The sequence below is a fragment of the Thiococcus pfennigii genome (genome assembly GCF_016583835.1).
Classification (GTDB): domain Bacteria; phylum Pseudomonadota; class Gammaproteobacteria; order Chromatiales; family Chromatiaceae; genus Thiococcus; species Thiococcus pfennigii.
The window spans coordinates 57,862-78,165 of sequence record NZ_NRRW01000003.1 but is presented as its reverse complement, the minus strand read 5'-3'; the positions used below and the strand labels follow the sequence as shown (position 1 = coordinate 78,165).

Here is a 20,304-nt window from a genome sequence, read left to right as displayed (position 1 = left end):
GAATCGAACCTGGAAACGACCAAGCGAATGTCATTGAAGAAACGTGGACTTGGAAGGGGGCTCGACGCCTTGCTCGCGGGCGCGCAGGGCGCGCAGGCGGGGGTGGCGCTGGCGCGCACCGAGGTGGTGTCCGAGCGGTCGGTCGAGGCGGTCGCGCGGCTGCCCGTCGACCTGATCCAGCGCGGGCGCTACCAGCCGCGGCGGGCGTTCGACCCGGACAGCCTGCGCGAGCTCGCCGACTCGATCGCTGCCCAGGGGGTCCTGCAACCGATCGTCGTGCGGCCGATCGAGGCCGGGCGTTACGAGATCATCGCCGGCGAGCGGCGCTGGCGGGCCGCTCAGCAGGCCGGGCTCGGGGAGATCCCGGTCGTCGTGCGCGACGTCGACGAGCAGGCGGCGGTCGCGATCGGGCTGATCGAGAACATCCAGCGCGACGACCTGACGCCGCTCGAGGAGGCCGAGGCCCTGCAGCGCCTGCTCGGGGAGTTCGGGCTGACCCACCAGCAGGTCGCCGAGGCGCTTGGCAAGTCCCGCACCTCGGTGACGAACCTGCTGCGGCTGTTGGATCTCAACGATGACGTCAAGGCCCATCTCGCCGCCGGGCGGCTGGAGATGGGCCACGCCCGGGCGTTGCTCGGCCTGCGCGGGGACGAGCAGAGCCGCGTGGCGCGCGCTGTCGTCGATCGCGGCCTGTCGGTGCGGGAGACCGAGCGCCTGGTGCGGCGCGTCCAGTTGGCCGGCGAGGGTGGCAGCGCCCCCCCCGAGCCGTCGCCGGCGGGTCGTCCGAGCGACCCCGACATCCGACGTCTCCAGGACGACCTGACCGACCGGCTCGGCGCCCAGGTCCAGATCCTCGGCGGGAGCAAGGGCCGCGGCAAGGTCGTGATCGCCTACAACAGTCTCGATGAACTCGACGGGATCCTTGCCCACATCCGTTGATGGGCGCGAAAAAGTCCCTCGGCTTCGTTGACCCTCTTATCCGCAAACCCATATAATCCGCGCTCGGCAAGGAGAGGGGCTTTTGCCACTTGTAGAACCAATGCGGCAGCCTGATGCGCTCCAGGCCAAAAGGGTCCTGAAGCTCCAGTTCTTCGTGGCCCTGGCGGTCGTATTGGTCGGGCTGATCTTCGGTCTATCCGTCGCGCTGTCGGTCCTCATTGGGGCCGGCGTCTGTCTCCTAGCGAATGCAGTGTTCGTCTTCTGGGTCTTTCGCGGCTATCGCGCACAAGAGCCTGGGAGGCTTTTGATGCGCTTCTACGGTGCCGAGATCGCCAAGATCGCCTTGATCCTGGCGCTCTTCACGTTGGCGTTCGTCACCGTCGCAGGGCTCAGCCTCCCGGCGCTGCTCGGCGCGTATTTCGTCGTGCAGGTCCTGCCGACCGTGCTGGCGGCCCAAACGGACGCCCGAGCTAACAAATGAGATCTCAACGATGGCTTCTTCCGAAATCCTGACCTCGCAAGAGTACATCCGGCACCATCTGACCAATCTCACGTTAGGGCTGCATCCGGAACATGGTCTCGGCTTCGCCCACAATGCCGACGAGGCGGCGGCGATGGGCTTCTGGGCGATCCATGTGGATACCCTGTTGTTTTCGATTGGGCTCGGCGTGCTCTTTCTGTGGTTCTTTCGCAAGGTCGCAGAGGGCGCCACCAGCGGTGTCCCGGGGGCGGCGCAGAACTTCGTCGAGGCGATCATCGACTTCGTCGACGAAAATGTCCGCGGCTCCTTCAGCGGTCGCAATCCGCTCGTCGCTCCGTTGGCCCTGACCATCTTCGTCTGGGTCTTCTTGATGAACCTGATGGACTTGGTGCCCATCGACCTATTGCCCTGGCTCGCCGGTCTGGTCGGCGTTCATCACCTCAAGGTGGTGCCGACGACCGATCCCAATGCGACCTTCGGCATGGCGCTGATGGTCTTCTTCCTGGTCCTCTACTACAGCGTCAAGATGAAGGGCGTCGGAGGTTTTCTCGGCGAGTTGACGCTGCAGCCCTTCGGCAAGTTGGGCATGCCAGCGAACCTGCTGCTCGAGGGCATCAATCTGATCTCGAAGCCCGTCTCGCTGGCGCTGCGACTGTTCGGCAACCTCTACGCCGGCGAGATGATCTTCATCTTGATCGCGGTGATGTACAGCGGCGGTGTCGTGCTCGCCTTGACCGGTGGTCTCCTGCAGATCGCCTGGGCCATCTTCCATATCCTGATCATCACGCTGCAGGCCTTCATCTTCATGGTGCTGACCATCGTCTATCTCGACATGGCGCACCAAGAGCACCACTGATCTCGTTCCACTTTCTTCGGCTCATCTGCTAACACGGGAGTACTCATGGAACTCGCACAAGCTATTCAGTTCATCGCGGCTGGTCTGATGCTGGGCCTGGGCGCCCTGGGCGCGGCGGTCGGTATCGGCGTCCTCGGCGGGCGCTTCCTCGAGGGCGCGGCGCGCCAGCCCGAGCTGATCCCGATGCTGCGTACCCAATTCTTCATCGTGATGGGCCTGACCGACGCCCTGCCGGTCATCTCGATCGCGATGGGTCTCTACTTGATGTTCGCTGTCTGACGACGGTCCGGCCCTCGGCCGGATCGACGGTTCTCGTCCCCAACGAGGAAAACGGATGAATATCAATTTGACTCTCATCGCCCAGATGATCGCCTTCGGGCTATTCGTCTGGTTCTGTATGACCTATGTATGGCCGCCGATCGTCACGGCCCTGCAGCAGCGCAAGGACAAGATCGCCGAGGGCCTGGCCGCCGCCGAGCGTGGCCAGCGCGAGCGCGAATTGGGCGAGCAGCGGGCCCTGACCCTGATGAAGGAGGCCAAGGCCCAGGGTGCCGAGATCGTCAATCAGGCCCAGCGCCGCGCCGCCGAGATCGTCGATCAGGCCAAGCAGGAGGCGCGGGTCGAGGGCGACCGTCTGGTTGCTGCCGCCAAGGCGGAGATCGATCAGGAGGTCAATCGCGCCCGCGAGGATCTGCGCGAGCGGGTCGGCCAACTGGCCGTCGCCGCCGCCGAGAGGATCTTGCAGAAAGAGATCGATCCGGCGGCCCACAAGGCCCTCATCGATTCCTTCTCACAGAAACTGTAAGGCGACGCCATGGCCGGAGACATCACCACCATCGCGCGGCCTTATGCCGAGGCGGTCTATAAGCTGGCTCGCGAGACCGATTCGGTCGAATCCTGGTCCGCGGCCCTGAGCCTGCTCGCGACGATCGCCGACGACCCGGATATGGCCCGCCAGATCGCCAACCCGACTGCCCCGCGCGAGCGGCTGCGCGACCTGATCCTCGACATCTGCGGCCCGGACCTCCCCCCGCAGGCGCGGAATCTGGTCGGGCTGCTGGCCGAGAATGCCCGGCTCGAGGCGATCAGCGAGATCGCACGGTTGTTCGATGATCTCCGGGTGAAGCAGCGGGGCCTGCGTCAGGTAACGGTGCGTAGCGCCTATCCGCTCGAAGCGGCCGAGGAGACGCGGCTGATCGAGGTGCTGCGGACCCATTTGGGCGCCGAGATCGAGCTGACCGTCGAGGAGGATCCGGGTCTGCTCGGGGGCGTGGAGATCCACGCCGGCGATCTGGTCATCGACGACAGCGTGCGCGGCAAGCTGCAGCGCCTGGCTACCCAATTGCAATTCTGAACGGGAAACCGCCATGCAACTCAATCCCTCTGAGATCAGCGATCTCATCAAGCAAAAGATCGAGCAGTTCGAGCTGAAGACGGAGGCCCGTACCGAAGGCACCATCGTCAGCGTCACCGACGGCATCATCCGCGCCCACGGGCTCTCCGACGCCCTGTCGATGGAGATGCTCGAGCTGCCGGGCAATACCTTCGCGCTGGCCCTCAACCTGGAGCGCGACTCGGTCGGCGCCGTCGTCCTCGGCAGCTACACGCACCTGTCCGAGGGTGACTGGGTCCGCTGCACGGGGCGCGTGCTCGAGGTGCCAGTCGGCGAGGCGCTGCTCGGGCGCGTCGTCAGTCCGCTCGGCGCGCCGATGGACGGCAAGGGGCCGATCAACGCCGGGGCGACCTCGCCGATCGAGAAGGTCGCCCCGGGTGTAATCACCCGCAAGTCGGTCGATCAGCCGGTGCAGACCGGTCTCAAGGCGATCGACGCGATGGTGCCGATCGGCCGCGGCCAGCGCGAGCTCATCATCGGCGACCGTCAGACCGGCAAGACCGCGGTGGCGATCGACACCATCATCAACCAGAAGGGCACCGGCGTTAAGTGCATCTACGTCGCCATCGGCCAGAAGAACTCCTCGATCGCGGGCCTGGTCCGCAAGCTCGAGGAGCACGGGGCGATGGAGCACACGATCATCGTCGCCGCGCCGGCCGCCGACTCGGCTGCGATGCAGTACATCGCTCCTTACGCCGGCTGTGCGATGGGCGAGTACTTCCGTGACCGCGGCGAGGACGCCCTGATCATCTACGACGACCTGACCAAGCAGGCGTGGGCCTACCGTCAGGTGTCGCTGCTGCTGCGCCGTCCGCCGGGCCGCGAGGCGTATCCGGGCGACGTCTTCTACCTCCACTCGCGTCTCCTCGAGCGCGCTGCGCGCGTCACCGCCGACTACGTCGAGAAGGCGACGAACGGCGAGGTCAAGGGCCGGACCGGCTCGCTGACGGCCTTGCCGATCATCGAGACCCAGGCCGGCGACGTCTCGGCCTTCGTGCCGACGAACGTCATCTCGATCACCGACGGTCAGATCTTCCTCGAGAGCGACCTGTTCAACGCCGGTATCCGCCCGGCGATCAACGCGGGCCTCTCGGTGTCTCGTGTCGGTGGTGCGGCCCAGACCAAGATCATCAAGAAGCTCGGTGGCGGCGTGCGGCTCGCGCTCGCCCAGTACCGCGAGCTGGCGGCCTTCTCGCAGTTCGCCTCCGACCTCGACGAGGCGACCCGCAAGCAGCTCCAGCGCGGGCAGCGGGTCACCGAGCTGATGAAGCAGCGCCAGTACTCGCCGATGAGCGTCGGCCAGATGGCGGTCAGCCTGTTCGCGGTCAACGAGGGCTATCTCGACGACGTCGATGTGGCCAAGGTGGTGGACTTCGAGAACGCCTTGCAGGGCTACATGAAGGGCAGCCAGGCGGCGTTGCTGGAGCGGATCGACTCGACCGGCGACTACAACGAGGAGATCCAGCAAGGGCTGCACGCGGCCCTGAAGGACTTCAAGGCGACCAACACCTGGTAGGCGCGGTTCGCCGGCGGCGGCCGGACCGGCGGCGGCCCTGACGCCGCCGGCGGCGCTGCCGCGTGGCGCGACGACACCTACGCGGCCGGTGGCGGCCCCCGCCCGGGCAGACAGGCCCGGCGGGCCCCGTCGCCGCCAGCTCGGAGCATAGAGACTATGGCAGGCGCCAAAGAGATTCGAACCAAGATCAGCAGCATCAAGAGCACGCAGAAGATCACCAAGGCGATGCAGATGGTGGCCGCGTCCAAGATGCGCAAGGCTCAGGACCGCATGGCCTCCTCTCGCCCCTACGCCGAGAAGATGCTCCAGGTCATCCATCATCTGTACCATGCCTCCCCCGAGTACCGCCACGCCTACATGGATATCGGCCGTCAGCGCAAGCGCGTCGGCTACATCGTCGTGTCCTCGGATCGGGGCCTCTGCGGCGGCCTGAACTCGAACCTGTTTCGGCGACTACTCGCCGAGGTGAAGGCGCAGCGCGAGGCCGGGGTCGAGGTCGTCTTCTGCACCATCGGCAACAAGGCGCTCGGCTTCTTCCGCCGCTTCGGCGGCAACGTCATGGGGCAGGTGACGCATCTCGGCGACAAGCCGCACATCGAGGATCTGATCGGGACCGTCAAGGTGATGCTCGATGCCTATGTGGCCGGCGAGATCGACGCGATCCACATTGCCTGCAACACATTCGTCAACACGATGACGCAGCGCCCGAGCATCGAGCAGCTGGTGCCGATCAATGCCGAGTCGGAACAGGGGCGCACGCATCACTGGGATTATATCTACGAGCCCGATGCCCGGGTGGTGCTCGATGCCTTGTTGACCCGCTACATCGAATCGCTGGTCTATCAGGCCGTGGTCGAGAACGGGGCCTGCGAACAGGCGGCACGGATGGTGGCGATGAAGTCCGCCTCCGACAACGCCGGCAACCTGATCGACGAGCTCCAGCTCGTCTACAACAAGGCACGCCAGGCGGCCATCACCCAAGAGATCTCCGAGATCGTCGGCGGCGCCGCGGCGGTCTAGATCGGGGGGCGGCCAGGCCTTGGTCCGATTCGAGTTTTTGAGGCATCCAACTGCCGCAAGGCAATATGAGGAAAAGCTATGAGTTCCGGTAACGTGGTGGAGATTATCGGCGCCGTGGTGGATGTGCAGTTCCCCCGCGACGCGATGCCCAAGGTTTACGATGCGCTGAGGGTCGACGAGACGGGCCTCACGCTGGAAGTCCAGCAGCAGCTCGGCGACGGCGTGGCCCGGACCATCGCGATGGGTTCCACCGACGGCCTACGGCGCGGTCTGAGCGTCGCCAATACGGGTGCGCCGATCTCGGTGCCGGTCGGCACCGCGACCCTGGGGCGCATCATGGACGTCCTGGGCGATCCGATCGACGAGAAGGGCGAGGTGCCGAGCGCCGAACGCTGGTCGATCCACCGCGAGGCCCCCAAGCTCGAGGATCAGGCGGCCTCGACCGAAGTGCTCGAGACGGGTATCAAGGTCATCGATCTGATCATGCCGATCGCCAAGGGTGGCAAGGTCGGCCTGTTCGGCGGTGCCGGCGTCGGCAAGACCGTCACCCTGATGGAGCTGATCCGCAACATCGCCGTCGAGCACTCTGGCTATTCGGTCTTCGCCGGTGTCGGCGAGCGTACCCGCGAGGGCAACGACTTCTACCACGAGATGACCGAGGGCGGCGTCCTCGACAAGGTCGCCCTGGTCTACGGCCAGATGAACGAGCCCCCGGGCAACCGTCTGCGTGTCGCCCTGACAGGTCTGACGATGGCCGAGTACTTCCGCGAGGAAGGGCGCGACGTGCTGATGTTCATCGACAACATCTACCGCTACACGCTGGCCGGTACCGAGGTCTCGGCGCTGCTCGGGCGCATGCCCTCGGCGGTAGGTTACCAGCCGACGCTGGCCGAGGAGATGGGGCGCCTCCAGGAGCGCATCACCTCGACCCGGACCGGCTCGATCACATCCTTCCAGGCCGTCTACGTGCCCGCCGACGACCTGACGGACCCGTCGCCGGCAACGACCTTCGCGCACCTGGATGCGACGCTGGTGCTGTCGCGGCAGATCGCCGAGCTCGGCATCTACCCGGCCGTGGACCCGCTCGACTCGACGAGTCGGATCCTCGACCCGAACGTCGTCGGTCAGGAGCACTACGATACGGCGCGTGCCGTGCAGGGCACCCTGCAGCGCTACAAGGAGCTGAAGGACATCATCGCGATCCTCGGCATGGACGAACTCTCCGAGGACGACAAGCTGGTCGTCGCACGGGCGCGCAAGATCCAGCGCTTCCTGTCGCAGCCCTTCTTCGTCGCCGAGGTCTTCACCGGCGCGCCGGGCAAGTACGTGTCGCTGAAGGACACGATCGCGGACTTCAAGGCGATCGTCGCCGGCGAATACGACCACCTGCCGGAGCAGGCCTTCTACATGGTGGGCTCGGTCGCAGAGGCGGTGGAAAAAGCGGCGAAGATGTAACCGCATCAGGAGCAGGCTATGGCGATGACGATTCATGTAGACATCGTGAGTGCCGAGGGGGCGATCCATTCCGGGCTCGCGACCATGGTCTACGCCCCCGGCGAGATGGGCGAGCTCGGCATCGCGCCTCGGCACACGCCGCTGATCACCCGGCTCAAGGCGGGCGATGTCCGCGTCGAGCACGACGGCGGCGAGATGGAGCACTTCTACGTCTCCGGCGGTATGCTGGAGGTCCAGCCCGACGTCGTGACCGTGCTCGCCGACACGGCCTTGCGGGCCCGCGACCTCGATGAGGCCGCGGCGCTGGAAGCCAAGCGTCGCGCCGAGGACGCGCTGGCCGGGCGGTCCGCCGAGCTGGAGTACGCGAAGGCCCAGGCCGAGCTCGCCGAGGCCGTCGCGCAGTTGCGGGCGATCGAGAAGTTGCGCAAGATGAAGGGCAAGTGATCGGCCGGCCCATGCGCTACGACCAGAGGCCCCGCCCCGTGCGGGGCCTCGCGTTTCTGCTCGACGTCGACCGGCGTTGCACGGCATGGCATGTGACCGGGGTTCCGGGCGATCGGCGAATCGAGGTGGCTCGAGCAGTGCGCTTTCGACGAGGATTGGGATGCGGTCCGCTGTGCGGACCCTTCGCGACCGACGGTGCCTCGATCGGTGGTCGAGGCGTCGGGTCAGCGCCGCGTAACCCGACACGGTCGGTCGAGGCGTAGAGGCGTCGGGTGAGCGAAGCCTAACCCGGCATCGGTGCTTGCGAGAGGGGCGATACGATGAGACTTGGCGTGGCGGTGCTGGCGGCGGGGCAGGGGACGCGGATGCGCTCGACCCGGCCGAAGGTCCTCCATCCGCTGGCCGGGCGGCCGCTGCTCGCCCACTGCCTGGAGGCCGCGCAGGCGATCGGTGCCGCCCGGACCTGCGTCGTCTATGGCCATGGTGGGGAGCAGGTCCGTGCGGCGCTCGCGGGCTACGACTGCGCCTGGGTGGAGCAGGCCGAGCGACTGGGCACGGGTCACGCAGTCCAGCAGGCGCTGCCGGCGCTCGCCGACTGCGACCGGATCCTGGTGCTCTACGGCGACGTGCCGCTGATCGAGCCGCGGACCCTGGAGCGGCTGATCGCGGTCGCGGCCGACACCGAACTCGGACTGCTGACGACGCGTCTTCCCGACCCGGACGGCTACGGCCGCATCGTGCGCGACGCTGGCGGGCGCGTGCAGCGGATCGTGGAGCACAAGGACGCCGACGTGGCCGAGCGGGGCATCGATGAGATCAACACCGGGATCCTGATTGCCGAGCGGACGCGGCTCGCCGATTGGTTGAGTCGGATCGACCGGGGCAACGCGCAAGGCGAGTATTATCTGACCGACGCGATCGGCCTCGCCGTCGCCGACGGTGTGACCGTGGCGACGGCGAGCCCGGCGGACCCGGAGGAGGTCGTCGGGGTCAATGACCGTGTCCAACTCGCCGCGCTCGAACGCCTCTACCAGCGCCGCCTCGCCGAGGCCCTGATGCGCGCCGGCGTCACGTTGGCGGATCCGGCCCGCTTGGACATCCGTGGTCGGTTGCGGGCCGGACAGGACGTAGTGATCGACGTCAATGCCGTCATCGAGGGTGAGGTCGAACTGGCCGACGGGGTCACGATCGGCCCGAACTGCCTGTTGCGCGATTGCGCGATCGGCGCCGGCGCCGAGGTCCTGGCCAATTGCGTCATCGAGGGCGCGCAAGTCGGCGCCGGGGCGCGGGTCGGGCCGTTCGCGCGGCTGCGCCCGGGCGCGGACCTCGCCGAGGCGACGCACGTCGGCAACTTCGTCGAGATCAAGCAGGCGACGCTTGGCGTCGGCAGCAAGGTCAATCACCTGACCTACATCGGCGACGCCGACATCGGCCGTGACGTCAATGTCGGTGCCGGCACCATCACCTGCAACTACGACGGCGCGAACAAGCACCGCACGCGGATCGGCGACGAGGCCTTCATCGGCTCGAACACGGCGCTGGTCGCGCCGGTCGAGGTCGGCGCCGGGGCCACGATCGGCGCCGGCTCCGTCATCACGATGAACGCCCCGCCCGAGCAGTTGACGCTGGCGCGGGCCCGCCAGAAGACGATGGAGTATTGGGTACGGCCGCGCAAGCAGCCGAAGGACTGAGAAGGAGGGTCGTTCCATGTGCGGAATCGTCGGCGCCATCGCGCAACGCCCGGTCGCGGCTATCCTGCTGGAGGGGTTGCGCCGCTTGGAGTACCGCGGGTACGACTCGGCCGGCATCGCCGTGCTCGATGCGCAAGGGGGCATCGAGCGGGTGCGCGCCCTCGGCAAGGTCGCCCGCCTGCGCGAGGAGGTCGAGGCCCACCCGCTGTCCGGGACCCTCGGCATCGCCCATACGCGCTGGGCGACCCATGGCGAGCCCGCGACCCGCAATGCCCACCCCCATGTCTGCCGCGCGCGCTGCGCCCTGGTGCACAACGGCATCATCGAGAACTACGAGGTCCTGCGTCGCGAACAGACCGCGGCCGGTCACCGCTTCACGAGCGAGACCGACACCGAGGTCGTCGTCCACGCGATCCACGACGAACTTGCCGCCGGGCACGGTCTCACCGAGGCGGTGCGCCGCGCGACCCGTCGGCTCGTCGGGGCCTATGCCCTCGGCGTCATCGACGCCCGCGACCCGGATCGCCTGGTCGCGGCCCGCCAGGGCAGCCCGCTGGTCATCGGCGTCGGCTTCGGCGAGCACTTCATCGCCTCGGACGTCTTCGCGCTGTTGCCGGTCACCCACCGCTTCATCTTCCTGGAAGAGGGCGATCTCGCCGAGCTGACCCGCGAGGAGGTCCGTATCTGGGACGCGGCTGGCAATTCGGTAACGCGCCCGATCCGGGAGTCGACGGTCTCGGCCGATGCGGCCGAGCGGGGCGCGTACCGCCACTACATGCTCAAGGAGATCTACGAGCAGCCGCACGCGATCGCCGATACGCTGGAGGGCCGCCTGAGCGGGAACCGTGCCCTGCCCGAGGCCTTCGGCAACCAGGCCGAGGCGATCTTCGCCGGGGTCCGCGCCGTGACCATCGTCGCCTGCGGGACCAGCTACCATGCCGGTCTCGTCGCCCGCTACTGGATGGAGGCCCTGGCCGGGCTGCCCTGCCAGGTCGAGGTCGCGAGCGAGTACCGCTATCGCCGTCACGTCGTCCCCGAGGGGGCACTGTTCGTCACCATCTCCCAGTCCGGCGAGACGGCCGACACGCTCGCCGCGTTGCGCCTGGCCAAGCAGGCGGGCTATGCGACGACGCTGGCCATCTGCAACGTGCCCGAGAGTTCGCTCGTGCGCGAGTCCGATCTCGTGCTCCTGACCCGGGCCGGGCCGGAGATCGGCGTCGCCTCGACCAAGGCCTTCACGACCCAGCTCGCGGCGCTGCTCCTGCTGACAGTGGTCTTGGGCCGCTATCACTCCCTCGACGAGGCCGGCGAGGCCCGCGTCGTCGGGCTGCTGCGCGCGTTACCGGCCAAGCTGGAGCAGGTGCTCGGCCTCGACGAGGCGGTCGCGCGGCTCGCCGAGCAGTTCGTCGAGCGCCACCACACCCTCTTCCTCGGTCGCGGCGAGCAGTATCCGATCGCGATGGAGGGGGCGCTGAAGCTCAAGGAGATCTCCTACATCCACGCCGAGGCCTACCCCGCCGGAGAGCTCAAACACGGGCCGCTCGCGCTGATCGACGAGGACATGCCGGTGGTGGCGGTGGCCCCGAACAATGCCCTGCTCGAGAAGCTCAAGTCGAACCTCGAGGAGGTCCGCGCCCGCGGCGGACGGCTCTTCGTCTTCGCCGACCAGCAGGTGGCGATGGAGGAGGGCGAGGGCGTGACCCTCATCCGCCTGCCGCAGACCGACGACCTGATCGACCCGCTGATCTTCACGGTCCCGCTGCAGCTGCTCGCCTATCATGTCGCGGTGCTCAAGGGCACCGACGTCGATCAGCCGCGCAACCTGGCCAAGTCCGTGACGGTGGAGTAGGGGGCGGCCCAGCGGTGCGCGAGGTTTCGCTCGCGACGCCGTTTGAGTCACAATGCCGAGGTCCTCTAGCCGGCCTCGGTGCCGCCCGGCGCCCCTCGTTGCGACTCGCGAGATGCCCAGATGTTGTTGATGATCGACAATTACGACTCCTTCACCTACAACCTGGTCCAGTACTTGGGGGAGTTGGGCGCCGACGTGCGGGTCTACCGCAACGACCAGCTCTCGCTCGCGGAGGCCCTCGCCCTGGAGCCGGCGCAGATCATGATCTCGCCCGGGCCCTGCACGCCGAGCCAGGCTGGCATCTCGGTGGCCCTGATTCAGGCCGCCGCGGCCCGGCGGATCCCGCTGCTCGGCGTCTGCCTCGGACACCAGTCGATCGGCCAGGCCTTCGGCGGCGCGATCGTCAGGGCGCGCGAGGTGATGCATGGCAAGACCTCGCCGGTCTTCCACGCCGATGCCGGGGTCTTCACCGGGCTCGCGAATCCGTTCTCGGCGACGCGCTATCATTCGCTGATCATCGAGCGCTCGACGCTGCCCGCGTGCCTGGAGGTGATCGCCTGGACGCAGCACGACGACGGCGCGCTCGACGAGATCATGGGCGTGCGCCACCGAGAGCTGCCGATTCAAGGTGTGCAATTCCACCCCGAATCCATCCTCACGCAGCATGGCCACGACCTGCTGCGCAATTTCCTCGCAGGGCGCTGACCGGCGCCCCGCTGCGCCTGGGACGCTCGGACACGACGGGTACCGCTATGGACATCAAGCAGGCCATCGCTCGCTGCCTCGACCGCCATGACCTGACCGGCGAGGAGATGATGGGGGTGATGCAGGCGATCATGACCGGTGGGGCGACGCCGGCCCAGATCGCCGGCTTCCTGGTCGCGCTGCGGATGAAGGGCGAGACGGTGACCGAGATCGCCGCCGCCGCCGAGGTCATGCGCGGCCTCGCGACCGGTGTGGACCTCGCCGGGCTCGAGCACACGGTCGACATCGTCGGCACGGGCGGCGATGCGGCCGGGCTCTTCAATGTCTCGACCGCGAGCATGTTCGTCGCCGCGGCGGCCGGCTGCCACGTCGCCAAGCACGGCAACCGGTCGGTCTCCAGCCGCTCGGGCAGCGCCGATGTCCTCGAGGCGCTGGGGATCCGGCTCGATCTCGCCCCGGCCGAGGTCGCGCGCTGCGTGCGCGAGATCGGCGTTGGCTTCATGTTCGCACCGGCCCATCACGGGGCGATGAAGAACGCGATCGGGCCGCGTCGCGAGCTGGGCGTGCGGACCATCTTCAACGTCCTCGGGCCGCTGACCAACCCGGCCCGCGTTCCCCATCAGCTCCTCGGCGTCTTCGCCGACGACCTGCTGGAGCCGCTGGCCCTGGTGTTGCAACGGCTCGGCGCCCTCCATGTGCTCGTCGTCCACGGGCGGGACGGGCTCGACGAGATCAGCATCGCCGAGACGACCGACGTCGCCGAGTTGAAGGGCGGGCAGGTCGTGCGCTTCGCGATCCGTCCCGAGGACTTCGGCCTGCGGCGCGCCCCGCTCGATGCGCTGCGGGTCAACGGCCCGGACGAGAGCCGCGAGATCTTGCTCGGCGTCCTCGGCGGCCGGCCCGGGCCGGCGCACGACATCGTCGCGTTGAACGCGGGGGCCGCGATCTACGCCGCCGGTCGGGCCGAGACGCTGGCCGCCGGGATCGCTCGGGCCGTGGAGGTGATCGCCAGCGGTGCCGCAAGCGAGCGGCTCGACCGATTGGTCTCCCTGACCCAGTCCCTCGGTTGATCGCGCCCGACCCCGAGAGGCACGTCAGAAGCGGTCGTTGCCGGTGCCCATTTCTCCCAGCGTTCGACCTTTGCTCGTGGCCTTCCCAGAAGGTGCCCTGGATGCGCAGGCGGCAGCTTGGAACGATGAGAAACTACGAAACACGCGAAAGGCGCGAAAATTGGTACTGTGAAAGGCCTGTCCGAGGGGCAGGGTTCTCGAATCGCTCGGTTTGCTGCTCGATGGCGATCGACACCCGAAGATCGAGCGCGAACGATCCTCCAATCGGCATTTTTCGCATATTTCGGTGCATTTCGTAGTTTCCAGAGTAGAGATCTCATAATTTCCGGTTACCCCCTCTGACCCCTGACCGCCATGTCATCCGCACCCGATATCCTGAAGAAGATCGTCGCCCGCAAACGCGAGGAGGTCGCCGAACGCGCTGGCCGCCGGCCGCTGGCCGAGGTCGCACGGGCGGTGGTGGCCGCCTCGCCGCCGCGCGGCTTCGCCGAGGCCCTCTTGGCCCGCGTCGCGGATGGCCAGCCGGCCGTGATCGCCGAGGTCAAACGGGCGAGCCCGAGCAAGGGCCTCCTGCGCGCGGACTTCCGCCCGGCCGAGATCGCCGCCAGCTATGCCGAGGGCGGGGCGGCCTGCCTGTCGGTGCTGACCGATCGCGACTTCTTCCAGGGCAGCGAGGCGGCCCTCGAGGAGGCGCGCGGCGCCTGTGCGCTGCCGGTGATCCGCAAGGACTTCATCATCGATCCCTACCAGATCTACGAGGCGCGCGCGATCGGTGCGGACTGCATCCTCTTGATCGCTGCCTGCCTCGACGATGTCGAACTGAACGACCTCAACGCCCTGGCCGACGAACTCGGGCTCGATGTCCTGGTCGAGGTCCACGACGCGGCCGAGCTGGAGCGGGCCCTGCGGGTGTCGGGGCGGCTGATCGGGGTCAACAACCGCGACCTGCGCACCTTCGAGGTGGCGCTGGAGACGACCCTCGGGCTGTTGCCGCGCATCCCCGGCGAGCGTCTGCTCGTCACCGAGAGCGGTATCCACAGCCGTGCCGATGTCGAGCGGATGCGGGCCGCCGGCGTGCACGCCTTCCTCGTCGGCGAGGCCTTCATGCGCGCCCCGGACCCGGGCGCGGCGCTGCGCGCGCTCTTCTATCCCGGATGAGGGCGGAGGTGGGGTGCGCGGTGCGTGCCCGATGCTAGCGCGTCCCGCGCACGACGATGGTCTTGCCCTTGACGTCGATCAGACTCTGCTCTTCGAGGGCCTTCAGCACCCGCCCGGCCATCTCCCGGGAGCAGCCGACGATGCGACCGAGTTCCTGGCGGGTGACGCGGATCTGCATGCCGTCGGGGTGGGTCATGGCGTCGGGCTGCTTCGTAAGATCGAGCAGGGCGCCGGCGATACGGCCCGTGACATCGAGGAAGGCCAGGTGGCCGACCTTGCGGCTGGTCTGGTGGAGACGGCTGGAGAGCTGTCGGCCGACGGCGAAGAGGATCTCCTTCGCGTGCTCCTTGAGCTCCGTCTCGAAGAGCAACAGGAGGCGCTGATAGGTGATCTCGCCGACCTGACAGCGGGTGCGCGTGCGGATGACGACGCTGCGGGTCGTCTGAGGCACGAAGAGCCCCATCTCGCCGATGAACTCCCCCTTGTTGATGTAGGCGATGACCAACTCGCGACGATCCTCGTCGTCGATCAGTACCTTGACGGAGCCATCGATCAGGTAATACAGGCTTTGCGCCGGTTCCCCCTGACGGATGAAGTCGATGTGCTTGTCGTAGGTCTTTTTGTGACAGAAGCCGAGGAAGGGCTTCAGCCAGGCTGGTTCCGGTTGCGGGGGCTTGATTAGGGTCATAGCGTGTCGTCTCTGGGCGTCGTGGCAGTTGTTCGGATCTGCGGGGCCCATGCCCTCGGCACTATAATAACCCGACGTCATCAGGCCCACCGGCCGTGCGGGACGCGAGGTGGTCCGCGGCGCCTGTCGGGCTTGGCCTCGGGTGCTGCGATGGGGTGGCCGCAACGGTCGTCCCCTGGTGTCGGTGGGTTGCCGTAGCGATAGATCTGCCCGGCGCGCGCACCGCGGCGCCGAGGCGCGTGGCCAGGACGGGCCGAAGGCGTGAGGACCTGCGAAGGTGGTCCGTTCTCGGTGCGGCGTATCAGCGGTGTCATGTCGGGTGGGGCCAATTGTGCGAGGACGAGTCGTGACGATGAAGGCACGCGTGGAGTGGGTCGACGGGGCGGCGATGTCGGCGGAGTCGGGCAGCGGTCATGCCCTGGTCCTCGATGGGCCGCCGGAGCACGGGGGGCGCAATCTCGGGCCCCGGCCGATGGAGCTGCTGCTGATCGGGATGGGCGGCTGCACCGAGTTCGACGTGTTGCACATCCTGCGCCGCGCCCGCCAGGACGTGACCGCCTGCGTCGTCGAACTCGAGGCCGAGCGGGCCGAGACCGACCCGAAGGTCTTCACCCGCATCCACGCCCATTTCATCCTCACGGGGCGCGATCTCAACCCCCGGCAGGTCGAGCGCGCCATCCGCCTCAGCGCCGAGAAGTACTGCTCGGCCTCGATCATGCTCGGGGCCACGGCCGAGGTGACCCACGACTACGAGATCCGCAGCCCCTGATGGCGCGTCGGGTCGTGCCGCACCGCGGCGGTATCGTGACGATCCTTCGTGACATTTCCCCTTGCATTTCGGGGGGCGGGGCTTTAGGTTTCGCCCCCTTCGACCCGCGAGGCCCCGCCCCGAGCGGACGGGTGCGTTCCGCGGGCGAGGTCCTCGCCGCGGCCGTATCCGGAAGGTCGAAGGGGTGGGTCGGCGAATCGGCGGGGCCGGCTCGGCAGGCGCCCCGTTGCCCGGGTGCCCTCAACGGCCGTCGCCATCGGCGGCGGGCATACTCCAGCCCAGCGCACGGCGGCCATTCGAAGGTGGCGCTTCGCGTTGGGCACTGCAAGACGCATGGGTGGATTCGATGCCGCATTCCCTGAAAAAGCTCAAGTTGGAGGGTTTCAACAACCTGACGAAGACCTTGAGCTTCAACATCTACGACGTCTGCTATGCGGACTCCGCCGAGCAGCGCGCCGCCTACATCGAGTACATCGACGAGGCCTACAACGCCGAGCGCTTGACCGGGATCCTGACCGATGTCGCCGAGATCATCGGTGCCAACATCCTCAACATCGCGCATCAGGACTACGACCCCCAGGGGGCCTCGGTCACGATGCTGATCTCCGAGGAGCCGATCGCCGCCGAACTGCTGTCGAACACGGCCTCGCCGGGGCCGCTGCCCGACGCCGTCGTCGCGCACCTCGACAAGAGTCACATCACGGTGCATACCTACCCCGAGTCCAATCCCCAGACCGGCATCAGCACCTTCCGGGCCGACATCGACGTGTCGACCTGCGGTCGGATCTCGCCGCTGCGGGCCTTGAACTACCTGATCCATGCGCTGGAGTCCGATGTGGTCATCATGGACTATCGGGTGCGCGGCTTCACCCGCGACGTCAGGGGGCGCAAGCACTTCATCGACCACAACATCAGCTCCATCCAGAACTATCTCTCCCGCGACACGAAGGACCGCTACCAGATGGTCGACGTCAACGTCTACCAGGAGAACCTGTTCCACACCAAGATGGTGCTGAAGCACTTCCGCCTCGACGACTACCTCTTCTGCATCCAGGCGCAGGACCTCGGCGAGCGCGAGCACAAGCGCATCCAGAAGTTGCTGCGCCGCGAACTGACCGAGATCTTCTACGGTCGCAATCTAGCGCGCAATCTGGAGTACATGGGCTGCTGAGGCCGCGTTCGCCGCTGGGGCCCCGAGCGGCCGGTGATCGAGCCCGGTCCCGGTCGGCGAGACGGGACATCGCCGCGCGCTCAGGACAATGGCGCCGGCCGTCCGGATCGGGCACTTCGCGACCCGGTGGCCCTCAGATCCAATAGGCCGTGCGCGTCATGACCTTGGCGGTGATCTTCATGACCCAGCGCACCGGGCCGGGCAGCGCGACGCCGCCGGCGTGTCCGGCGACCTGGGCGTGGTGGATCTCGTCGACCTTCATCTGCTGGATCAGGGTGCGGGTCTTGATGTCGCGTTCCGGGATCTCCCGCAGGTGCCCCTCGAGGTGGCTCTCGACCTGGCGCTCGGTCTCGACGACGAAGCCCAGGCTCCAGCGGTCGCCGATCAGACCGGTCAGCGCCCCCAGCGTGAACGAGCCGGCGTACCAGGCCGGATTCAGCAGGCTGCGGCGCGCGCCGAGCTCGCGCAGGCGGGACTCGCACCAGGCCAGGTGATCGGCCTCCTCGGCGGCCGAGCGCTCCAGCGTCTCGCGAACGACTGGCAGGTGGGCCGTGACCGCCTGCCCCTGGTAGAGGGCCTGGGCGCAGACCTCGCCCGAGTGGTTGACGCGCATCAGGCGGCCGACGTGGCGGCGCTCGGCCTCGTCCAGGTCTGCCTCGACGAGGCCCTCGGCCGGGTTCGGCCGCGTCGTCGTCATTGGGCGGCCGAAGACGGTGCGCAGCGCCTGGTCGAGGCCGATGAGCAGGTCGTCGGTGGGCGAATAGCGTCGCGGATGGGCCATGTCTCTGTAGCTCCTGATCGGTTCGTAGGGCGGGGCGAGCGTCGTGGGCCGAATCGCTCGCCGCACAGAATGCCGCGGAGAGGGGATCGGGGTCGCATGGCGCGCGTCAGGCGCGCATCCCCGTCGGGTCGTCCGTTGGAGATGGGTCGCCGGTGGCGCTGCAGCAAGTGCCTGGTGCGCTCGATCGACGAAGGGGCCGGATCGGAGTTGCACCGAGGCACCGGGATTCAGGCGGGCGGCGTCGGGCGTCGACCCGTCAGCCTTTCGACAAATTGCCTCCTGGCGGCCCTGAGCGAGGGGGCCGCCGGAGGGGCGTCGGCGAGCGACCACCCCGATTCGTCCGCATCCGCCCGCTCGGGCTCGTATCGATGTCCCGTGCAGAGACAGTGCCTCTCGGGATTCGGCCTATGACGTTTCCAAAAAAAATTATATTTGTTAATTCTTTGGTTCGTCTGGATCTTGCGACCTATACTTTTTCGCGTACGAGAATTGTACAGGGGTGCCGGCGACAGCCGGCTTTTCGTTTTGGTCTCTCCGCGCAGACCAGATGGAAGAGAGGATCGACGATGCAGATTCGATTTTCGAGTATCGCATTCGCTGTGTTGGTCGGAGTCGCCGTGACGGGCGGTCCTGTGTTCGCACAGGGCAACGGTGTCGCCGACTCTTTTCCCGAAAGCGGGGCGGTCCCCTTCGGGCAGGTCGTGCCCGATGGGACCTGGTACGAATTCTCGTTCACTGGTACCGGTACCGACGCCAGGGGTTGCCAACCCGCGGATCCGGGCGGGCTCGCCTGCGCTTCGAGTCCGGGTACGGTCTTCGCCGACAGTCCGCCTTGGACCTTCTCCGGCCCCGCGATCGTGACGGTGACCGACGCCTTCGCTAACGGCGATTCCTTCGAAGTCTTCGATTCGAGCGCGTCCCTGGGCGCGACGCCGAACGTCGCCGCCAGCGGCTCCTGCGGCTCCGATCCGGATGTCTGCGCGGCGGATCCCGCATCCAGTACGGCGAGCTTCGTGGTCGGAGCGGGGCTGCACAGCCTGACGATCAGGCCAACGGCATCGCCGATCGGCAGCGGCGCGGCCTTCTTCAAGGTAGAACAGGTGGAGAATGAATGCGATCGTGATGGTGACGGCGACTTCGATCTTCGTGACGTGATCGTCGAACTTCGCACCAATGGGCCGGTGGCCGCGATCAGATTGTTCCTGGAGTGTCGGGGTGCGACGTCGGAAGACGAGGTGGCCCAGATCGAGAGTTGGCTCGACCACAAGCTCGGAAGCTGCCCGTCGCGGCGGTGAATCCCGGCAGGCCTGTGCGGCACGCCCTCCTCAGTCTTGCGGGCGGCAGGTTTTCGGGACACCATGAGCGATTCCAGGGTGCCTGTGCGGGCAGGGATGCCCCGTGGTCGGTGGTTGCGCGTCCGGTCGAAACGAGGTCTGTTGCCGTCGGTCCTCGGTCGACCTTCGGCTCGGCCGATCGGTGACGCCGCGCCGGCGGGCGCCGGGGCCATATCGTCTTCGATGTCGCTGCCCCTGACGGGCTTCGCGAAACGTCTCTTGTCATCCTCCTGTGTTACGCCCTGCATCGTCAGTCGCGCGAAGCGAGTGACGGTGCGGGACGTCGGAGATCAGGTTTTCGACTTCCTTGCTGATCCTTGCCAGGGTGGCCGATCGACCAGCATCTCCTTCGCGGGAGGTGCCTTGCACCAAAGAACGGCAGTTGGACGGTGCCCAAGTGCGCCGCGCGCGACCTGCATCGGGCGCCGTAGCGGCCGTCACCGAGCGGGCGAGTAGGACGCACGTACAGCCTTTTCGCTATTTGAACGACTTCAATCCCCGATGAAGCTGTGATCGGCCGCTTTTGGGTTGCGGGCTGTCCGCCCCCAGATTTCACGGGATTCCCCTCGCCGGTGCGATAAAGGCTCGGTCCTGGTGCTGGCCTTCGCGGCCTGACGCGGAGTCCGTGCCGCTGAGGTTCGATTTCGCACTACATCGACAGGATCCATTCGACGAGCTCGCGGATGGTCTCGTCGCTGATATGGGGATGCGGCGTCATCGGGATCTCGCCCCAGTTGCCGGCGCCACCGTTCTTGACCTTGAGGACCAGGGTCTCCACGGCCGTGCCGTCGTCTCGGTAGCGGTCTGCGACGTCCTGGTAGGCCGGGCCGATCACCGTCTTGTCCACTTGATGACAGACCGTGCAGCCGCTGGCGGTCGCCAGTTCCATGTTGGCGGCGGCCGGCAGCGCCCAGGCCAAAGCCGCCAGGGCCAGGTAGGACCGCGGGAGGGTCCGGGATACGCGCATCTTCTAGCTCCTTACGA

21 protein-coding genes are annotated in these 20,304 nt (G+C 67.3%); 18 read left to right on the top strand and 3 right to left on the bottom strand.

Annotated features, from left to right (window positions below; translation table 11 throughout):
* The first annotated feature begins 27 nt into the window (after positions 1 to 27).
* The 15 genes from CKO41_RS01895 to trpC all read left to right on the top strand — a co-directional run bounded on the left by CKO41_RS01895 (position 28) and on the right by trpC (position 14,577).
* Complete coding sequence (locus tag CKO41_RS01895; protein WP_200381077.1) at positions 28 to 939, top strand: ParB/RepB/Spo0J family partition protein; 912 nt, start codon at positions 28 to 30, stop codon at positions 937 to 939.
* Between the two features lie 100 nt (positions 940 to 1,039).
* Positions 1,040 to 1,420, top strand: a complete 381-nt coding sequence (locus tag CKO41_RS01890; protein WP_200252119.1) for an ATP synthase subunit I — start codon at positions 1,040 to 1,042, stop codon at positions 1,418 to 1,420.
* A 10-nt stretch (positions 1,421 to 1,430) separates the two neighbouring features.
* Positions 1,431 to 2,276, top strand: a complete 846-nt coding sequence (gene atpB, locus CKO41_RS01885) for a F0F1 ATP synthase subunit A (protein WP_200381076.1) — start codon at positions 1,431 to 1,433, stop codon at positions 2,274 to 2,276.
* A gap of 45 nt (positions 2,277 to 2,321) precedes the next feature.
* On the top strand, positions 2,322 to 2,555 hold the full coding sequence (gene atpE, locus CKO41_RS01880; RefSeq protein ID WP_015280110.1) for a F0F1 ATP synthase subunit C: 234 nt from the start codon (positions 2,322 to 2,324) through the stop codon (positions 2,553 to 2,555).
* A 55-nt stretch (positions 2,556 to 2,610) separates the two neighbouring features.
* Positions 2,611 to 3,081, top strand: a complete 471-nt coding sequence (locus CKO41_RS01875; protein ID WP_200252116.1) for a F0F1 ATP synthase subunit B — start codon at positions 2,611 to 2,613, stop codon at positions 3,079 to 3,081.
* A gap of 9 nt (positions 3,082 to 3,090) precedes the next feature.
* Entirely contained in the window at positions 3,091 to 3,630 is a 540-nt protein-coding gene (locus CKO41_RS01870) for a F0F1 ATP synthase subunit delta (protein ID WP_200252115.1), read from the top strand.
* A gap of 13 nt (positions 3,631 to 3,643) precedes the next feature.
* Positions 3,644 to 5,185, top strand: coding sequence for a F0F1 ATP synthase subunit alpha (gene atpA / locus CKO41_RS01865; protein ID WP_200381075.1), 1,542 nt, complete (start codon positions 3,644 to 3,646; stop codon positions 5,183 to 5,185).
* A 156-nt stretch (positions 5,186 to 5,341) separates the two neighbouring features.
* Positions 5,342 to 6,205 (top strand): F0F1 ATP synthase subunit gamma, encoded by an 864-nt coding sequence (atpG, locus tag CKO41_RS01860; protein WP_200250354.1) that lies wholly within the window; start codon positions 5,342 to 5,344, stop codon positions 6,203 to 6,205.
* A 78-nt stretch (positions 6,206 to 6,283) separates the two neighbouring features.
* Positions 6,284 to 7,660, top strand: coding sequence for a F0F1 ATP synthase subunit beta (gene atpD, locus CKO41_RS01855; RefSeq protein ID WP_200250355.1), 1,377 nt, complete (start codon positions 6,284 to 6,286; stop codon positions 7,658 to 7,660).
* 18 nt (positions 7,661 to 7,678) lie between these two features.
* Positions 7,679 to 8,104, top strand: coding sequence for a F0F1 ATP synthase subunit epsilon (locus CKO41_RS01850; protein ID WP_200250356.1), 426 nt, complete (start codon positions 7,679 to 7,681; stop codon positions 8,102 to 8,104).
* Between the two features lie 320 nt (positions 8,105 to 8,424).
* The gene (gene glmU, locus CKO41_RS01845; RefSeq protein ID WP_200381074.1) at positions 8,425 to 9,795 is read left to right on the top strand and encodes a bifunctional UDP-N-acetylglucosamine diphosphorylase/glucosamine-1-phosphate N-acetyltransferase GlmU; all 1,371 of its coding nucleotides are present in this window, start codon (positions 8,425 to 8,427) and stop codon (positions 9,793 to 9,795) included.
* Between the two features lie 16 nt (positions 9,796 to 9,811).
* On the top strand, positions 9,812 to 11,644 hold the full coding sequence (glmS, locus tag CKO41_RS01840; RefSeq protein WP_200381073.1) for a glutamine--fructose-6-phosphate transaminase (isomerizing): 1,833 nt from the start codon (positions 9,812 to 9,814) through the stop codon (positions 11,642 to 11,644).
* A gap of 120 nt (positions 11,645 to 11,764) precedes the next feature.
* Positions 11,765 to 12,349, top strand: a complete 585-nt coding sequence (locus CKO41_RS01835) for an anthranilate synthase component II (protein WP_200381072.1) — start codon at positions 11,765 to 11,767, stop codon at positions 12,347 to 12,349.
* Positions 12,350 to 12,396: 47 nt separating this feature from the next.
* Entirely contained in the window at positions 12,397 to 13,419 is a 1,023-nt protein-coding gene (gene trpD, locus CKO41_RS01830; RefSeq protein ID WP_200381071.1) for an anthranilate phosphoribosyltransferase, read from the top strand.
* Positions 13,420 to 13,773: 354 nt separating this feature from the next.
* Entirely contained in the window at positions 13,774 to 14,577 is an 804-nt protein-coding gene (gene trpC, locus CKO41_RS01825) for an indole-3-glycerol phosphate synthase TrpC (RefSeq protein WP_200381070.1), read from the top strand.
* A 34-nt stretch (positions 14,578 to 14,611) separates the two neighbouring features.
* Here trpC and crp read toward each other — a convergent pair whose 3' ends face one another.
* Complete coding sequence (crp, locus tag CKO41_RS01820) at positions 14,612 to 15,265, bottom strand: cAMP-activated global transcriptional regulator CRP (protein WP_200250367.1); 654 nt, start codon at positions 15,263 to 15,265, stop codon at positions 14,612 to 14,614.
* A 352-nt stretch (positions 15,266 to 15,617) separates the two neighbouring features.
* Between crp and CKO41_RS01815 the strand changes: the two genes are divergently transcribed.
* The gene (locus CKO41_RS01815; RefSeq protein WP_200250369.1) at positions 15,618 to 16,034 is read left to right on the top strand and encodes an OsmC family protein; all 417 of its coding nucleotides are present in this window, start codon (positions 15,618 to 15,620) and stop codon (positions 16,032 to 16,034) included.
* Positions 16,035 to 16,380: 346 nt separating this feature from the next.
* A complete protein-coding gene (speD, locus tag CKO41_RS01810) occupies positions 16,381 to 17,205 on the top strand; it encodes an adenosylmethionine decarboxylase (RefSeq protein ID WP_200381069.1) in 825 nt (274 codons plus the stop codon).
* Between the two features lie 133 nt (positions 17,206 to 17,338).
* Here speD and coq7 read toward each other — a convergent pair whose 3' ends face one another.
* Complete coding sequence (coq7, locus tag CKO41_RS01805) at positions 17,339 to 17,986, bottom strand: 2-polyprenyl-3-methyl-6-methoxy-1,4-benzoquinone monooxygenase (protein ID WP_200250373.1); 648 nt, start codon at positions 17,984 to 17,986, stop codon at positions 17,339 to 17,341.
* Positions 17,987 to 18,552: 566 nt separating this feature from the next.
* Here coq7 and CKO41_RS01800 point away from each other — a divergent pair.
* Complete coding sequence (locus CKO41_RS01800) at positions 18,553 to 19,281, top strand: hypothetical protein (RefSeq protein WP_200381068.1); 729 nt, start codon at positions 18,553 to 18,555, stop codon at positions 19,279 to 19,281.
* Positions 19,282 to 19,969: 688 nt separating this feature from the next.
* Here CKO41_RS01800 and CKO41_RS01795 read toward each other — a convergent pair.
* Positions 19,970 to 20,287: a c-type cytochrome gene (locus CKO41_RS01795; RefSeq protein WP_200381067.1), complete on the bottom strand. Its 318-nt coding sequence runs from the start codon at positions 20,285 to 20,287 to the stop codon at positions 19,970 to 19,972.
* Between the last annotated feature and the right edge of the window lie 17 nt (positions 20,288 to 20,304).

Excerpts from the sequence above, each read along its gene's own strand:
- CKO41_RS01895 (WP_200381077.1), top strand. The coding sequence starts at position 28 with ATGTCATTGAAGAAACGTGGACTTGGAAGGGGGCTCGACGCCTTGCTC.
- CKO41_RS01890 (WP_200252119.1), top strand. The coding sequence starts at position 1,040 with ATGCGGCAGCCTGATGCGCTCCAGGCCAAAAGGGTCCTGAAGCTCCAG.
- atpB (WP_200381076.1), top strand. The coding sequence starts at position 1,431 with ATGGCTTCTTCCGAAATCCTGACCTCGCAAGAGTACATCCGGCACCAT.
- atpE (WP_015280110.1), top strand. The coding sequence starts at position 2,322 with ATGGAACTCGCACAAGCTATTCAGTTCATCGCGGCTGGTCTGATGCTG.
- CKO41_RS01875 (WP_200252116.1), top strand. The coding sequence starts at position 2,611 with ATGAATATCAATTTGACTCTCATCGCCCAGATGATCGCCTTCGGGCTA.
- CKO41_RS01870 (WP_200252115.1), top strand. The coding sequence starts at position 3,091 with ATGGCCGGAGACATCACCACCATCGCGCGGCCTTATGCCGAGGCGGTC.
- atpA (WP_200381075.1), top strand. The coding sequence starts at position 3,644 with ATGCAACTCAATCCCTCTGAGATCAGCGATCTCATCAAGCAAAAGATC.
- atpG (WP_200250354.1), top strand. The coding sequence starts at position 5,342 with ATGGCAGGCGCCAAAGAGATTCGAACCAAGATCAGCAGCATCAAGAGC.
- atpD (WP_200250355.1), top strand. The coding sequence starts at position 6,284 with ATGAGTTCCGGTAACGTGGTGGAGATTATCGGCGCCGTGGTGGATGTG.
- CKO41_RS01850 (WP_200250356.1), top strand. The coding sequence starts at position 7,679 with ATGGCGATGACGATTCATGTAGACATCGTGAGTGCCGAGGGGGCGATC.
- glmU (WP_200381074.1), top strand. The coding sequence starts at position 8,425 with ATGAGACTTGGCGTGGCGGTGCTGGCGGCGGGGCAGGGGACGCGGATG.
- glmS (WP_200381073.1), top strand. The coding sequence starts at position 9,812 with ATGTGCGGAATCGTCGGCGCCATCGCGCAACGCCCGGTCGCGGCTATC.
- CKO41_RS01835 (WP_200381072.1), top strand. The coding sequence starts at position 11,765 with ATGTTGTTGATGATCGACAATTACGACTCCTTCACCTACAACCTGGTC.
- trpD (WP_200381071.1), top strand. The coding sequence starts at position 12,397 with ATGGACATCAAGCAGGCCATCGCTCGCTGCCTCGACCGCCATGACCTG.
- trpC (WP_200381070.1), top strand. The coding sequence starts at position 13,774 with ATGTCATCCGCACCCGATATCCTGAAGAAGATCGTCGCCCGCAAACGC.
- crp (WP_200250367.1), bottom strand. The coding sequence starts at position 15,265 with ATGACCCTAATCAAGCCCCCGCAACCGGAACCAGCCTGGCTGAAGCCC.
- CKO41_RS01815 (WP_200250369.1), top strand. The coding sequence starts at position 15,618 with ATGAAGGCACGCGTGGAGTGGGTCGACGGGGCGGCGATGTCGGCGGAG.
- speD (WP_200381069.1), top strand. The coding sequence starts at position 16,381 with ATGCCGCATTCCCTGAAAAAGCTCAAGTTGGAGGGTTTCAACAACCTG.
- coq7 (WP_200250373.1), bottom strand. The coding sequence starts at position 17,986 with ATGGCCCATCCGCGACGCTATTCGCCCACCGACGACCTGCTCATCGGC.
- CKO41_RS01800 (WP_200381068.1), top strand. The coding sequence starts at position 18,553 with ATGCAGATTCGATTTTCGAGTATCGCATTCGCTGTGTTGGTCGGAGTC.
- CKO41_RS01795 (WP_200381067.1), bottom strand. The coding sequence starts at position 20,287 with ATGCGCGTATCCCGGACCCTCCCGCGGTCCTACCTGGCCCTGGCGGCT.